This is a genomic window from Longimicrobium sp., from assembly GCA_036377595.1.
Classification (GTDB): domain Bacteria; phylum Gemmatimonadota; class Gemmatimonadetes; order Longimicrobiales; family Longimicrobiaceae; genus Longimicrobium.
In genome coordinates this window covers 1-16,727 of the sequence record DASUYB010000002.1, presented here as the reverse complement: position 1 = coordinate 16,727, position 16,727 = coordinate 1, and the positions used below count along the sequence as shown (strand labels likewise).

3 protein-coding genes are annotated in these 16,727 nt (G+C 74.4%); all 3 read right to left on the bottom strand.

The window, feature by feature from the left end:
• Nucleotides 1-308 precede the first annotated feature (308 nt).
• Nucleotides 309-8,495, bottom strand: coding sequence for an amino acid adenylation domain-containing protein (locus VF092_00110; GenBank protein HEX6745684.1), 8,187 nt, complete (start codon nucleotides 8,493-8,495; stop codon nucleotides 309-311).
• Nucleotides 8,496-8,528: 33 nt separating this feature from the next.
• A complete protein-coding gene (locus VF092_00105) occupies nucleotides 8,529-15,185 on the bottom strand; it encodes an amino acid adenylation domain-containing protein (protein ID HEX6745683.1) in 6,657 nt (2,218 codons plus the stop codon).
• Between the two features lie 40 nt (nucleotides 15,186-15,225).
• Nucleotides 15,226-16,727, bottom strand: a 1,502-nt coding sequence (locus tag VF092_00100) for a non-ribosomal peptide synthetase (GenBank protein HEX6745682.1), incomplete at its 5' end; no start/stop codon positions are given.

Here is a 16,727-nt window from a genome sequence, read left to right as displayed (position 1 = left end):
CGTTGAGCCACGGCGCGTTCGTTGATTCCGTTGACGTGTGATACCGGCTGCCGCAATCGATTGTGGATTCCGATCGAATGTCATTCCGAGTCGGCGCCGCTGCTCCGAATCTTCAATCGCGCTGATTTCGGGCGGCGCCCGAGGAATCTGTGGCATGCGTCCGGGCGAAAGGCGGCCTGTGGCGCGGGCGCCGGCCACAGATTCCTCAGGCGCCACGGCTTTGGCATGGAGGACGGGGCGGCGCAGCGCCTTCGGAATGACATGCCTGTTCCTTCCCCAATCCACAGTCAATCCGGCTGGCCCTTCCGTCAGAGGTTGAATCGAGAACTGTCATCGGTATCGCGGTCCTCGGCGAGGAGCCCGGCCAGCGCCGCCACGTGGGGCGGCTTCAGCGCGGTGACGTGGTTCCCCGCGCCGGCCGAGAACACCAGACCGGGCGCCCACTCCCTCCATCCCCGCTCGACCTCGGCGAAGTGCGCGCGGTTGGCCGCCTCGTCCATCGCGGGATCGTCGACGAGCACCAGGCGGAGCCGGCCGGGATAGACGCCCAGGGGGCGGTAGGTCGTGCGCAGGCACCGCGCGAACGTCCGGAACGGACCGGCCAGGTCCTCGGGCGTCGCGCGCGCGCCCAGGAGGCCGAGCGCGACCATCTTCCCGTGAAGGAGCTTCAGCCGCCCGGCTTCGTCGCGCGAGGCGACCTCCGCGGGGGCGATCCCGAGGGACCGCTCCGCGGTCAGCTCCAGGACCTCCACCAGCTTCAGGAAGGCCTCCCCGCCACCGTACTCGCGGACCACGGCCTCGGAATCGTCCGGCACCTCGCTGTCCAGGATGGTGAGCGACGCGACGGGGCGTCCGGCCTGGTGGAGCCGCAGCGCCATCTCGAACGCCACCCACCCGCCGAAAGAGTGGCCCAGCAGGTGGACGGGCCCCGCGGGGCGGGCCTCGCGGAGCGCGCGGAGGTAGTGCTCCGCGGCCGCCTGCACGGTGGCGTGGGGCGGCGCCTCTCCCTCCATCCCGCGCGGCTGCAGCCCGTAGACCGGCACGGACGGGCCCAGTGCCGACATCAGGTCGACGAAGCTGGTGACGCCGCTCCCCGCGCCCGGCACGCAGAAGAGGGGAGCGGCGCCGGCCGCCCCGCCCTGGAGCGTCACCAGGGGCGAGCTGCCCGCGGCGGAGCGCGGCGCCGCCTCCTCCCGCACCCGGCCGACCGCGCGCGACAGCGCCTCGCCGAGGGCGGCCGCGTTCGGCGCCCGCATCATGGACAGGTGCGTCCCCGGCACGGGCGTGACCCGGAGTTGCGTCGCGGGAAGCGTGGCCCGCCAGCCGCGCGACGGCTCCGGGTCGGCGCTCTGCCGGGCGGGAAAGAGGTGGACGGCCACCGGGAGCGGTGGCGGCGAGTATTCGCGCAGGGCGCGCTGGTGACCGCGCAGGAGGTCGCGCATCCGCCGCGCCTGCTCCACGGTGACGTGGCCGGGGAGGAGCCCCTTCTCGCGGCACCGCGTGACGAAGGTCTCGAGGTCCACGCCGCCGGTGGCGACGCCCGCCTCGTCGAGGTTCACGTTCGACTCCACGGCTTCGGCCATCCGGAGCACGTGCAGGAGCTGCGCGTGCTCCTGCGCCTCGTCGTGCGGCACGGCGCCGGCGCGAACGGGGTGGTAGCTGTCGAACATCCCCACGAACTCGACGACCTCGTCCCGGCCGATCAGCTGCGCGGCGATCTCGTACGCGAGGACGCCCCCGAACGACCACCCCGCCACCCGGTACGGCCCCGAGGGCTGCACCTCGCGGATCATCCGTACCAGGCGCGCCGCCATCCCTTCTACGGTACGCAGGGGTGCGTCCGCGGGGGACGCCGGCAGCGCGTACACCGGGATGTCGCCCCCGACGTGGGGATGGAGCACCTGCGCGTACGCGATGGACCCCGCTCCCTCGTGCACCAGGAAGAGCGGGGGCTGCGAACCGGACGGACGGATGGCGATCGCCCGGTCGTCGTGGACCCCGGGTTCCGAGCCGGAAATGCGCGCGGAAAGCGATTCCACCGTCGAATGCGAGAACAGGTCCGCCAGCGGAACCTCCACTCCCAGCACCTCCCGCATCCGCGAGATCACCTGCACCGCCAGGAGCGAGTGCCCGCCCACCTCGAAGAAGTTGTCGTGGCGGCCCACCCGCTCCACGCCGAGCACCTCGGCCCAGATCCCGGCCAGCGCCCGCTCGGTCTCGCCCACCGGCGCCGCGTACTCGCGGGCCGCATAGGCATCCCCTTCCGGGGCGGGGAGCGCCTTGCGGTTCACCTTCCCGTTCGGGGTGAGCGGATACGTCTCCATCCACACGTACGCCGCCGGCACCATGTACTCCGGCAGGCGGCTGGCGAGATGCGCCTTCAGCGCGTCCACTGCGACCGGCTCGTCCCCCAGGTAGTACGCGACCAGCCGCCGGTCGCCGGGCGCGTCCTCGCGGACGAGAACGACCGGGGCACGCACACCCGGGTGCTCCGCGAGCCGCGCCTCGATCTCACCCAGCTCGATGCGGTAGCCGCGCACCTTCACCTGGAAGTCGATCCGGCCCAGGTACTCCAGCTCCCCGTCCGCGCGCCGGCGCACGCGGTCCATCACCCGGTACATCCGGCTCCCCGGCGCGCCGAACGGGCAGGGGACGAAACGCTCCGCCGTCATCGCCGGCCGATTCGCGTAGCCGCGCGACAGGCCGTCACCCGCCAGATAGAGCTCGCCGACCACACCGATCGGCACGGGCTGGAGATGGTGATCGAGGACGTACGCCTGCGTGTTCGCCACCGGCGTGCCGACCAGCACCAGGTCCGCGCCGCGCGGCACGACGGAGTAGGTGGAGTAGGTGGTGTCCTCGGTCGGACCGTAGAGGTTGCCGACCTTCTCCACCGTCTCCAGCGCGTACAGCCCCTGCGCCAGCGCGTTCGGCAGTGCCTCGCCGCCCAGGTTCAGCGTCTTCACGCAGGCCGGGATGCCGCCGCTCTTCAGCAGCTCCGCCGCCGCGCTGGGCACCATGCTCACGTGCACGACGTCCTCGCCGATCGTCGCCAGCTCAAGCGCGTTCTCCACCAGCACCAGCTTCCCGCCCCAGGCGAGCGTGCCGAAGACCTCGGCGACGCTGACGTCGAAGTTGATGGAGGTGGAGAAGAGCACCGACGAGCGCTCCTCGTCGGTCACGTTCTCCCGCAGCCAGTGCAGCAGGACGACCACCGAGGCGTGGCGGATCATCACCCCCTTCGGGCGGCCCGTGGACCCGGAGGTGAAGATGACGTGCGACAGGTTTTCGGGAAGGACGCCGCTCTCCGGCCCGTCGGCGGACTCCGCCGCGATGGCCTCGCGGTCGCGGTCGAGCAGAAGCGTGGCCGCGCCTTCCGGCAACCGGTCGGCGAGGGCGGAGTCGGTGATGACCAGCGTGATCGCGGCGTCTTCGGCCATGTAGCCCAGCCGCTCGCGCGGGTACGCCGGGTCCAGCGGCACGTACGCGCCTCCGGCACCCAGCACGCCCAGCATCGCGGCGACCAGCTCCGGCGTGCGCGGCAGGCAGATGCCCACGCGCACCTCCGGCCCCACGCCGCGCCGCCGCAGCGCATTCGCCAGACGGTTCGCCCGCGCCTCCAGCTCGGCGTACGTCAGCCGCTGGCCGCGCCAGGAGAGCGCGACCGCGTGCGGCGTCCGCGCCGCCTGGGCGCGGAACAGGTCGTGGACGCGGAGACCGCGGGCGGGATACGCACGTCCGGTCGCGTTCCACTCCTCCACCACCCGGCGCCGCTCCGCCTCGGGGAGGAGCGGAAGCCGGTCCACCGGCTGGCCCTCGTCCGCCACCATGGCCTCCAGCGCGCGGCGGAGGTAGCCGGCGAAGCGCTCCACCGTCTCCCGCTCGAAGAGCGCCGCGGCGTACTCCACGTTCCCCGCGATCCTCCCGCCGCGCTCGAAGAGCGTCAGCGACAGGTCGACGTGCGCCGTCGCCTGCGCGGACGGGGCCGGCGCGACCGGTGCCGCGCCCGGCCGGTCCGGCGGTTGGGCCGGCCCCATCGGCGCCAGGGCGAGGCCGGGAAGCCCGGCGCCGCCGCCGGGGGCGTTCTGCCAGGTGAACATCGCCTGGAAGAGCGGCGTGTGCGCCATGCTGCGCGGCGGCCCGACGAGCTCCACCACCTGCTCGAAGGGGATGTCCTGGTGATGCTGCGCGCCGAGCGCGCGCTCCTTCACCCGCGCCAGCAGCTCCGCCACCGTCGGCGCGCCGGACAGCTCCACGCGCACGGCCAGCAGGTTGACGAAGAAGCCGATCAGCCCCTCGATCTCCTCCCGCCCGCGGTTTGCCGTGGGCGTGCCGACCACCACGTCGTCCTGCCCCGACAGGCGGGAGAGCACCGCCGCCCAGCCGGCCAGAAGCGTCATGTGCAGCGTGGTCCCGTGCCGCCGGGAGAGCTCCTTGAGCGCGGCCGAGAGCGCCTCGCCGAGCACCAGGCCCACGGTGGCGCCGGTGAGGTCCTGCCGCGCCGGCCGCGCGTGGTCCGTGGGCAGCTCCAGCAGCTCGGGCGCGCCGGCCAGCGTGTCCTGCCAGTACTCCGCCTGCTCGCGAAGGACCTCGCCCTCGACCCAGCGGCGCTGCCACGCGGCGTAGTCGGCGTACTGCACCGCGAGCGGCGGGAGCGGATCGGGCCGCTTCTCGCGGAAGGCGCCGTAGAGGGTGCCCAGCTCGCGGGTGAACACGCCCACGCTCCACCCGTCGGAGACGATGTGGTGCATGGTGACGAGCAGCACGTGGTCGTCGCCGCCGATCTGCACCAGCCGGCCGCGGATCAGCGGCCCGCGCGCCAGGTCGAACGGCGCGCGCGCTTCGTCCACCATCAGCCGGCCGAGCTCCGCCGGCCCTTCGGCGCCGCCGCGGAGGTCGTGCTCCGTGAGATGGAAGGGGCTCTCCTCCGCCGGCGCGATCCGCTGCACCGGTGCGCCGTCCACCTCGGCGAAGGTGGTGCGCAGCGCCTCGTGCCGCGCCACGATCCGGTCCAGCGCCCGCCGCAGCGCGGCCCGGTCCAGCTCGCCCCGCAGCCGCTGGCGCACGGTGATGAGGTACGCCGCGCCCGCGCCCTCCAGCCGTTCGATGAACCAGAGCCGCTGCTGCGCGAACGAGAGCGGGAGGTCCGCCCCCCGCTCCACCGGCTCGATCGCCGGCAGCTCGGCGCGGGACGCGGTTTCCAGCCCCCGCGCGAAGTCGGCCAGCACGGGCCGGGCGAACAGGTCGCGCAGCGCGGCCTCCACCGCCAGCCGCTGCCGCACCCGCGAGATCACCTGCACCGCCAGCAGCGAGTGCCCGCCCAGGTCGAAGAAGCTGTCGCCGCGGCCCACCCGCTCCACGCGCAGCACCTCGGCCCAGATGTCGGCCAGCGCCTGTTCGGTCTCGCCCTCCGGCGCCTCGTAGCGCGCGGCGAGCGCGTCGCCCTCCGGCGCCGGGAGCGCCCTGCGATCCACCTTCCCGCCGGCGGTGACCGGGAACGCATCCAGCCGCACGAAGGCCGCCGGCACCATGTACGGCGGCAGCCGCTCGGCCAGGTGCGCCCGCAGCGATTCCACGTCCAATCCCTCGTCGGCCACGCAGTACGCCACCAGCCGCCGGTCGCCGGGCGCGTCCTCGCGCGCCAGCACCACCGCGTCGCGCACGGCCGCGTGCTCGGCGAGCCGTGCCTCGATCTCGCCCAGCTCGATGCGGAAGCCGCGGATCTTCACCTGGAAGTCGGTGCGGCCCACGAACTCGATCGACCCGTCCGGGAGCCACCGCCCCAGGTCGCCCGTCCGGTACAGGCGTGCCCCGCGCTCGCGGGCGAACGGGTCCGGCACGAACCGCCCGGCGGTCAGCCCCGGACGGCCCAGGTAGCCGCGCGCCACCTGCCCGCCGCCGATGTACAGCTCTCCCGCCACCCCCACCGGCACCGGCTCGCCCACCGCGTCCAGGAGGTAGACGCGGGTGTTGGCCACTGGCCGGCCGATGGAGCGCCAGGTGGCGGGGTCGCCGGCGATCTCGCGGAGCGTGGCGTTGACCGTGGTCTCGGTGGGGCCGTAGGTGTTGAGGAGCGGCGGCCGGTGCCCGTCGCGGCGGAACCAGGCCTCCAGCGCCGCCGGCTCCACCGCCTCGCCGCCGATGGCCAGCAGGCGCACGCACGGCGGGATGGCGGCCGAGGGCTCGTCGAGCAGGAGCTGCCAGAAGCGGGTCGGGAGGTCGATCACCGTCACCCGGTTCTCCGCGCACCGGCCCCAGAAGGCGTGCGCGCCCTCCAGCCACGCCTCGGTGCGCAGCACCAGCGCCGCCCCCGCGAGGAGCGCGCCGAAGATCTCCTCCACCGAGGCGTCGAAGGCGATGGAGGCGAACTGCAGCGACCGGTCGTCCGGCCGGAGGCCGAAGCCCGCCCGGATCGCGGCGGCCTGCCGCCCAACGGCGCGGTGGGTGACCATCACCCCCTTGGGCCGCCCGGTGGAGCCCGAGGTGTAGATCACGTACGCCAGGTGCTCCGGCAGGAGCGCCCCGCGTCCGGGGTTCGTGTCCGGCCCGTCCGCCCAGGCGGGCGAGGCGGCGTCCAGCCCGAGCACCGGCACGCCCGCGCCCGCGAAGCGCCCGGCGAGCGAGCCGTGCGCCAGCACCGCCACGGGAGCGCTGTCCTCGAGCAGCCAGCGCAGCCGCTCCTCCGGGTACGCCGGGTCGAGCGGGACGTACGCCCCGCCCGCCTTGAGCACGGCGAGGAGCCCCGCCACCATCTCCGGGGTGCGTTCGGCGCAGACGCCCACGCGCGCGTCCGGGCCCACGCCCAGGGCGCGGAGCCGGTGCGCCAGCCGGTTGGCGCGGGCGTTCAGCTGCGCGTACGTGAGCTCGCCGCCCGCGAAGACCACCGCCGTCGCGTCGGGCGTCTCCTCCGCCCGCCGCTCGAAGATCTCGTGCACGCACCCGTCGTCCGGGCAGGGGAGCTCCGTGGCGTTCCACCCCTCGACGACCCGCGCCCGCTCCGCGGGGGACATCAGCTCCAGCCGGGCCACGCTCCGGCGCTCGTCCGCCACCATCTCCACCAGCACCCGCCGCAGGTAGGCCACGTGGCGCTCGATCGTCTCCGGCTCGAAGAGCGCCGTCGCGTACTCCAGGGCGCCGGTGATCCGCCCGCCCCGCTCGGCGAGGGTGAGCGTCAGGTCGAACTGCGCCGACGCCTCCGAGGGCGCGCCCGGCTCCGCGGCCGGTGCCGGCCGCGGCCCCGGTGCCGGTGCCACCCCCGCGGGGCCCAGCGCCAGCCCGGAGAGCTCCATCTGGCGCTCGGCCATGTTCAGCCAGTTGAACATCACCTGGAAGAGCGGCGTGTGCGCCAGGCTGCGCACCGGCTGCAGCAGCTCCACCACCTGCTCGAAGGGAATGTCCTGGTGATCCTGCGCCTCGAGCGCCCGCTCCTTCACCCGCCGCAGCAGCTCCGCCACCGTGGGTGCTCCCGACAGGTCCACGCGCACCACCAGGGTGTTCACGAAGAAACCGATCAGCCCCTCGATCTCGGCCCGCCCGCGGCCCGCCACCGGGGTGCCGACCAGCACCTCCTCCTGTCCCGAGAGACGGCTCAGCACCACCGCCCACGCGGCCAGGAACGTCATGTACAGCGTGCTCCCGTGCCGCTGGCCCAGCGCCTTCAGCCCCGCCGCCAGCTCCGGCTCCAGCTCGATCCAGACGGCGCGGCCGGCGAAGTCCTGCCGCGCCGGCCGCGGGTGGTCGGTGGGCAGCTCCAGCAGCTCCGGCGCGCCGGCCAGCGTCTCCTTCCAGTACTCCGCCTGCGCCTTCAGCACCTCGCCGTCGACCCAGCGCCGCTGCCACACCGCGTAGTCGGCGTACTGGATCGGCAGCGCGGGAAGCGGATCCGGCTCGCCGTCGCGGAAGGCGGCGTAGAGAGCGCTCAGCTCGCGGGTGAACACCCCCATGCTCCACCCGTCGGAGACGATGTGGTGCATGGTGATGAGCAGCACCTGGTCATCGTCCGCCAGGCGGATCAGGCACCCGCGGATCAGCGGCCCGCGTGCCAGGTCGAACGCCGCGCCCGCCTCCTCCTCCAGCAGCCGGCGAAGCTCCGCCCCGGCCTCCGCGTAGCCGCGGAGGTCGTGCTCGGCGAGCTCGAAGGGGCTCTCCTCCGCCGGCGCGATCCGCTGCACCGGCTCGCCGTCCACCGTGCCGAAGGTGGTGCGCAGCGCCTCGTGCCGGGCGACGAGCCGGTCCAGCGCGCGGTACAGCGCGTTCCGGTCCAGCTCGCCCCTCAGCCGCATGCGGGTCGGGATGTGGTAGACCGCGCCGGGGATCCCGAGCTGATCCAGGAACCAGAGCCGCCACTGCGCGAAGGACAGCGGCAGCGGTCCGCTCCGGTCCGCCGGCTCGATCCGCGACACCATCGCCGCGGCCTGCACGGGGGCGGTGGCCTCGGCCAGCTCGAGGAGCGCCAGGAGCTCGGCGGGGGAAAGGTTCAGCGTGTTCGAGGACATGTGCCTGGGAAGCGGTGTACGGGCAAGGTGGCGTCAGGTGGTCCGCGCGCCGGGCTCGCGCACGAGCTGCGCGAGCCGGGCAAGGGTTTCGGGGTCGAACCGGGCCAGCCGCAGGTGCAGGATCCGCTCGGCGAGCGCGGAGAGCGCGGGGCTCTCGAACACGGCGCCCAGCGCGAGCTCGACCTCCATCGCCTGCCGCACCCGCGAGATCATCTGCACCGCCAGGAGCGAGTGTCCGCCCAGCATGAAGAAGTCGTCTCCACGCCCCACCCGCTCCACGCCCAGCAGCTCCGCCCAGATCTCGGCGAGCCCCTGCTCCACCTTCCCCACCGGGGCCTCGTACTCCAGCGCCGCATGGGCGTCGCCCGCCGGTGCGGGGAGGGCCCGGCGGTCCAGCTTCCCGGTGGGCGTGAGCGGGAACGCGTCGAGCCGCACGAACGCCGACGGCACCATGTACGCCGGGAGCGCCGCGCCCAGGTGCGCCCGCAGCGCCTCGGCCGACGCGGCCTCGCCGCCGACCACGTACGCCACCAGCCGCCTGTCGCCCGGCGTGTCCTCGCGCGCCAGCACTACCGCCTCGCGCACGCCGGGATGCTCGGCCAGCCGCGCCTCGATCTCGCCCGGCTCGATGCGGTAGCCGCGGATCTTCACCTGGTGGTCGCGCCGTCCCAGGAACTCCAGAACCGCGGTGCGGGAGTGCGCGAGTGCGGGAGTGCGTTCGTCCTCGCGTGGATCCAGCGCACTTCCGCACTCCCGCACTTCCGCGTTTTCGAACCTCCAGCGGGCGCGGTCGCCGGTGCGGTACATCCGGGCGCCGGGCGCCGGGGAGAACGGGTCGGGGACGAACGCCGCCGCCGTCGCCGCCGGGCGCCCCAGGTAGCCGCGCGCCAGCGTCCCGCCGATGCACAGCTCGCCGGGCACCCCCAGCGGGGCCGGCTCGCCCGACTCGTCCAGCACGTACGCCGCGCGCCCAGGGAGGGGCCGTCCCACGGGAACGTGCACCGCCCCCTCCGGCAGCGTGGGCGGCACGTCGTACGCCGTGCAGGTGACCACCGCCTCGGTGGGACCGTAGGCGTTCAGCAGCCGCACGCCGGCCGCGGGGCCGGCCGACCACCCGCGCGCCGCCGCCGGGCTCATCGCCTCGCCGCCGGCGATCACCAGCCGCACGCTGCGGGCGAGCAGCTCCAGCGCGGCCGCGTCCGCCGCCAGCTGGTGCCAGTACGCCGTCGGGGGGTTGATGACGGTGAGTCCCTGCGCCGCCGCCTGCCGCGCCAGCTCCAGCGGCGTCGGGACCTCGCTCCCGCGCACGACCACGCAGGCGCCGGCCGCGAGCGGCGCCAGCATCTGCTCCAGCGAGACGTCGAAGCCCACCGCGGCGAACTGCAGCACCCGGTCCGCCGGCGTCAGCCCGTACGCCGCCGCCGCCGCGCGGCAGTGCGCGGCGGCCTCGGCGTGCGCCACGCCCACGCCCTTGGGCGTGCCGGTGGAGCCGGAGGTGTAGATGACGTACGCCAGCGCGGCAGCCGGGACGTCGAGTGCGAGGTCGCTCCCGTCCTCCCCCTCCGCCTCCTCCGGGGAGACGATCGTCCCGGCGAAGCCCTCCAGCGCCGGCTCGCGCGTCACCAGCACGCCGGCGCCCGCGTCGGCCGCCAGCGCGGCGCGGCGGGCGGCGGGAAGCGCCGGGTCGAGCGGGAGGTATGCACCGCCGGCCTTCAGCACCGCCAGGAGCGCGACCACCAGCTCGGCGGAGCGCTCCAGCATCACGCCCACGCGCGCCTCGGGGCCCACGCCGGCCCCGCGGAGCCGCCGCGCCAGCCGGTTGGCGGCCGCGTTCAGCGCGGCGTAGGTGAGGCGGTCACGGTCGAAGACCACGGCCTCCGCGTCGGGCGTGCGCGCCACCTGGGCCTCGAAGAGCGCGTGCACGCACGATTCGCCTGGCTCCGCCGCCTCCGTGCGGCTCCACTCCTCCAGCACCCGGGAGCGCTCGCTCTCCGGCACGAGCGCCAGCCGCCCCACCGGCCGGCTCTCGTCCGCGGCCATCTCCTCCAGCACGCGCCGCAGGTAGCCCAGCCAGCGCTCCACGGTCGCGCGCTCGAACAGCGCCGTGGCGTACGTGGCACTCCCCACGATGCGCCCGCCTGCCTCGCCCAGCGAGAGCGACAGGTCGAACTTCGCCGTCGGCTGCGACGCCGAGCCCACGCCCCCCAGCCTGAGGCCGGGGAGCTCCAGCCGGCCCTCCGAGGCGTTCTGCCAGGCGAACATCACCTGGAAGAGCGGCGTGTGCGCCAGGCTGCGCGCCGGCTGCACCCGCTCCACCACCTGCTCGAAGGGGATGTCCTGGTTCTGCTGCGCCTCCAGCGCCCGCGCCCGCACCTGCCGCACCAGCTCCGCCACGGTGAGCGCGCCCGAGAGGTCCACGCGCAGCGCCAGCGTGTTCACGAAGAAGCCGATCAGCTCCTCGATCTCGCGCCGCCCCCGGTTCGCCGACGGGGTGCCGATCACCACGTCGTCCTGGCCCGAGAGCCGCGCGAGCACCGTCGCCCAGCCGGCGAGCAGCGTCATGAACAGCGTGGCGCCGTGCCGCTGCGAGAGCGCCTTCAGCGCCGCGGTCAGCGCCTCGTCCAGCTCCACGTCCACCGAGTCGCCGGCGAAGTCCTGCTTCCGCGGACGCGCACGGTCGGTGGGCAGCTCCAGCAGCTCGGGGGCGCCCGCCAGCGCCCGCGCCCAGTAGCTCGCCTGCCGCTCCAGCAGCTCGCCCTCGACCCACCCCCGCTGCCAGGCCGCGTAGTCCGCGTACTGGACCGGCAGCCCGGGAAGCGGATCCGGCTCGCCGCGGCGGAAGGCGGCGTAGAGCGCGGAGAGCTCGCCGAAGAGCACCCCCATCGACCAGCCGTCGCTGACGATGTGGTGCATCGTGACGAGCAGCACGTGATCGTCCGCGGCCAGCCGGATGAGGCGCCCGCGGATCAGCGGGCCGCGCTCCAGGTCGAAGGGCGTGCGCGCCTCCTCGTCCATCCACCTCTCGAGCTCGGCTTCCGCGTCGGCCGCCCCGCTCAGGTCGTGTTCGACCAGGGCGAACCCGCTCGCCTCCCCCGGCGCGATCCGCTGCTCGGGGACGCCGTCCACCTCCGCGAAGGTGGTGCGCAGCGCCTCGTGGCGGGCGACGATCCGGTCCAGCGCGCCCGCCAGCGCATCCCGGTCCAGCTCGCCCTTCAGCCGCAGGCGAGTGGGGATGTGGTACGTCCCGCCCAGATCCCCCAGCCGCTCCAGGAACCACAGCCGCTGCTGGGCGAACGAGAGCGGGATCGGCGCGGTCCGGTCCACGGGCGTGATCGCCGGCGCCTCGGCCCGCGCGGCCGTCTCCAGCCCACGCGCGAAGTCCGCCAGCACCGGCCGGAGGAAGAGGTCACCGATCTCCGCCTCCACGCCCAGCGCCTGCCGCACCCGCGAGACGACGCGCACCGCCAGCAGCGAGTGCCCGCCCAGCGCGAAGAAGTGGTCGCCGCGGCCCACCCGCTCCACTCCCAGCAGCTCCGACCAGATCTCCGCCAGCGCCTGCTCCGTCTCCCCCACCGGCGCCTCGTAGTCGCGCACGGCGAACGCGTCCGCGTCGGGAGCGGGAAGCGCCCTGCGGTCCAGCTTTCCGTTGGGAGTCAGCGGAAGCGTCTCCAGCCGCACGAACGCCGCGGGAACCATGTACTCCGGCAGCTGCCCGGAGAGGTGCGCACGGAGCGCCTCGCTCTCCAGCGCCTCGCCCACGAAGTACGCCACCAGCCGCTTCCCGCCGGCCCCGTCGTCCAGCGCGAGCACCACCGCCTCGCGCACGCCCGGGTGCGCGGCGAGCCGCGCCTCGATCTCGCCGGGCTCCACGCGGAAGCCACGGATCTTCACCTGGAAGTCGGTGCGCCCCAGGTACTCCAGTGCGAAAGTGCGAGAGTGCGAGAGTGCGAGAGTAGAATCGGCCTCGCGCGAATTGTCGTCACCGTCAGACTTTCGCACCTTCGCACTTTCGCACCCTCGCACTTCCACCCACCGGCACAGGTCGCCGGTGCGGTACAGCCGCGCGCCCGGCTCGCCGAAGGGATCGGGGACGAAGCGCTCCGCCGTCAGCCGCGGCCGGCCCAGGTACCCACGCGCCACCGCAACGCCGCCGATGAACAGCTCGCCGGCCACCCCCACGGGCACCGGCTCGCCGGCACGGTCCAGCACGTAGACCGCCGAGTTGTGGATCGCCCGGCCGATGGAAACGCGCTCCGCGCCGGGGTCGCACGCCCACTCGGTCACCTCGCCCGACTCGGTGGGCCCGTACTGGTTGTACAGACCCACGCCGGGGAGCCGCCGGTGGAACTGCCGCACCAGCGCCGCGGAGACCGCCTCGCCGCTCACCGGCACCCTGAGGAGCCCCGTGCAGCGCTCCGCCGCCGGGTGCTCCAGGAAGAGCTGCAGCATCGAGGGGACGAAGTGCGCCGTGGTGATCCGCTCCGCCTGGATCGTGGCGGCCAGGTACGCCGGGTCGCGGTGGCCGCCGGGGCGCGCCATCACCAGCCGGGCGCCCACCATCAGCGGCCAGAAGAACTCCCAGAACGAGACGTCGAAGGAGAACGGCGTCTTCTGCAGCAGCGCCTCGCCGGGCTCCATCCCGTACCGGTCCTGCATCCACGCCAGCCGGTTCACCAGGCTCCCGTGCTCCAGCATCACCCCCTTGGGGCGCCCGGTGGAGCCCGAGGTAAAAAGCACGTGCGCCAGGTTCTGCGGTCCGAGCCCCTCCCGGCCGGGATTCGTCTCCGGCTGGTCCGCCCACGCCGCGTCGCCGGTGAGATCGAGGACCGGGATGGCGGACCCCGCCGACAGCGCGGCGGCGGTGGCGGCCTGCGGCGGGTGCGTCAGGAGGACGGCCGGAGCGCTGTCCTCGAGCATGTTGCGGAGCCGGTCCACCGGATAGCTGGCGTCGAGCGGAACGTAGGCGCCGCCGGCCTTGAGGATGCCGAGCAGCCCCACCACCATCTCCACGCTGCGCTCCATGCAGATCCCCACGCGCACGTCCGGACCGGCGCCCAGCGCGCGGAGGTGGTGCGCCAGCCGGTTCGCCCGCGCGTTCAGCTCCGCGTACGTCACCCGCTCGCCTTCGAACCCAACCGCCACCGCGCCGGGCGTGCGCGCGACCTGCGCCTCGAACAGCTCATGGACACACACGTCGCGCGGGTACTCCCGCCGCGTGTCGTTGAACTCCCGCAGCACCAGGGCGCGCTCGGCTTCGGGGAGGATCGGGATGCGGTCCACGCTCCGGCCGTCGTCCGCCGCCATCCCCTCCAGCACCGCGCGCAGGTAGCCCACCCAGCGCTCCACCGTCGAGCGCTCGAAGAGGGAGGTGGCGTACTCCACGGCGCCCACGAGCTGCCCGCCGGCCTCCCCCAGCGACAGCAGCAGGTCGAACTTGGCCGTGGCGCGCGCGCCGGCGTCCGCGGGGGACAGTTGCAGCCCCGGCAGCTCCAGCGCGCCGCCCGGCGCGTTGTGCCAGGCGAACATCACCTGGAAGAGCGGGCTGTACGCCAGGCTCCGCGCGGGACGCAGGCGCTCGACCACCTGCTCGAACGGGATGTCCTGGTTCCGCTGCCCCTCCAGCGCGCGCGTCTTCACCTGCGCCAGCAGCTCCGCCACGCCGGGCCGGGCGGAGAGGTCCACCCGCAGCGCCAGCGTGTTGACGAAGAAGCCGATCAGATCCTCCACCTCGGGCCGCGCGCGGTTCGCCGACGGGGTGCCGACGACCACGTCGTCCTGGCCCGAGAGCCGGGCGAGCACCGCGGCCCACCCGGCCAGCACCGTCATGTAGAGGGTAGTGCCGTGGCGGTGGCCGAGCGCCGTGAGCCCCGCCGTCAGCTCCCGGCCCAGCTCCACGCGCAGGGCGGCGCCCGCGTGGTCCTGCCGGGCGGGACGCGCGTGGTCGGTGGGGAGCTCCAGCAGCTCCGGCGCGCCGGCGAGCGTCCGCGTCCAGTACGCCGCCTGCGCGTCCAGCACCTCGCCTTCCACCCACCGCCGCTGCCAGGCAGCGTAGTCGGCGTACTGCACCGGGAGCGCGGGGAGCGGATCGGGATGCCCCTGGCTGAACGCCGCGTACAGCGTGCTCAGCTCCCGGGTGAACACCCCCATGCTCCACGCGTCGGAAACCACGTGGTGCATGGTCACCAGCAGCAGGTGGTCGTCGTCCGCCAGGCGGACCAGGCGCGCGCGGACCAGCGGCCCCCGTTCGAGGTCGAAGGGCGCGTCCGCCTCGCGGGCCACCAGGCGCTCCACCTCTGCTTCGGCGTGCGGCTCGCCGCGCAGGTCGTGCTCCACCAGCCCGAAGCCGCTCGCCTCCACCGGCAGAATGCGCTGCTCCGGCTCGCCGTCCACCGGCACGAACACCGTGCGCAGCGACTCGTGCCGCGCCACGATGCGCTCCAGGGCGCGCGCCAGCGCCGCACGGTCCAGCGCCCCCCGCAGCCGCAGCTGCAGCGGGATGTGGTAGGTGCTCCCCAGCTCCCCCAGCTGTTCCAGGAACCAGAGCCGCTGCTGGGCGAAGGAGAGCGCCAGCCGCCCGCCCCGCTCCACCGGCACGATGGGAGAGCTCTTCGGCGCGCTGCGCTCCAGGCTGGCGGCGCGCGCCAGCTTGAGGATCCGTTCGACTTCGGCGATCGACAGCGTCGGGTTCATCGGCTCTGCGGGCAGTTCATTGCGGTGAAGGGCTGATCGGTCATCCCACGTCGGCGGCGCGGGCCAGCGCGAGCAGCTCCTGGATCTGGCCCGGATCGAACTGGGCCAGCTGTGCGTCGCGGAGGTGCTGGGCCAGCAGGGAAAGCTCGGGCTTTTCGAAGACGTCGCCCACCGCGAGCTCCACGTCCATCTCCCGCCTGATCCGGAACACGAGCCGGATGGCCAGCAGGGAGTTCCCGCCCAGCTGGAAGAAGTGGTCGTGGCGGCCTACCCGCTCCACGCCGAGGAGCTCCGCCCAGATCCCCGCGACCGCCTCCTCCGTCTCGCCGGCGGGCGCCTCGTACGCACGCACGGCGAACGCGTCCGCGTCGGGAGCGGGGAGCGCCCTGCGGTCTACCTTGCCGCTGGGCGTGAGCGGCATCGCGTCCAGCCGCACGTACGCCGCGGGAACCATGTGCTCCGGGAGCCGCTCGGCCAGGTGCGCGCGGAGCAGGTCCGCCCCGGTCTCGTCGCCGACCACGTACGCCACCAGCCGCTTGTCGCCCGGCGCGTCCTCTCGCGCCACGACCACGGCCTCTCGCACCGCCGCGTGCTCCACCAGCCGCGCCTCGATCTCGCCCGGCTCCACGCGGAAGCCACGGATCTTCACCTGCGCGTCGGTGCGCCCGGCGAACGCCAGCGCCCCCTCCGGCAGCCAGCGGCCCAGGTCGCCCGTGCGGTACAGCCGCGCGCCCGGCTCGCCCGAGAGCGGGTCGGGGACGAAGCGCTCCGCGGTCAGCGCCGGGCGGTCCAGGTATCCGCGCGCCACGCCTACGCCCCCCACGTACAGCTCGCCCACGACGCCGACCGGCACCGGCCGCATCCGCCCGTCCAGCACGAACACGCGGGTGTTGGCCGCCGGCGCGCCGATCGGCGTCACCCGCTCGCCACGCGCCGCGAGGGGCACGTCGTGGAGGGTGGCGCAGATGGTGGTCTCCGTGGGCCCGTAGCCGTTGACGATCCGCAGCCCGGGGACGCTCCGCCGGATCTCCGCCAGCAGCGGCTCGGCGATCGGCTCCACCCCCACCAGCAGGCGGTGCAGCCGGCTTCGACCGGGCGAGCGGCAGACGCGCTCGCGCAGCTCGGGGAGGAAGTACGGCGGCAGGTAGGCGCTGCCGACCTCGCGCGCCTCCATCCAGTCCAGGAAGGCGCCCGCCTCCAGCCGCGCTTCGCCCTGCGGGATGCAGAGCCGCCCGCCGGCCAGCAACGCGGAGAAGATCTCGTAGACCGAGACGTCGAAGCTGGTGCTGGTCCACAGGCTGCACCCGTCGCCCCCGCCGATCGGCGCGCGGCGCTGCACGTCGGCCAGCAGGCTCACCACGCCGCGGTGCGGCACCGTCACGCCCTTGGGACGCCCGGTGCTCCCCGAGGTGTAGATGACGTAGGCGAGGTGGTCGGGCGAGAGCCCCGCCGGCCGCGGATCGGCGGCGGGCAGATGCGCCCACGCCGCTTCGTCGGCGGGGTCGAGCACCGGCACGCCGGCCGCCGCGAACCGCGCCGCCA

What these genes read in the sequence shown, in the direction of transcription:
- VF092_00110 (HEX6745684.1), bottom strand. Translation starts at nt 8,495, where the DNA reads ATGTCCTCGAACACGCTGAACCTTTCCCCCGCCGAGCTCCTGGCGCTC.
- VF092_00105 (HEX6745683.1), bottom strand. Translation starts at nt 15,185, where the DNA reads ATGAACCCGACGCTGTCGATCGCCGAAGTCGAACGGATCCTCAAGCTG.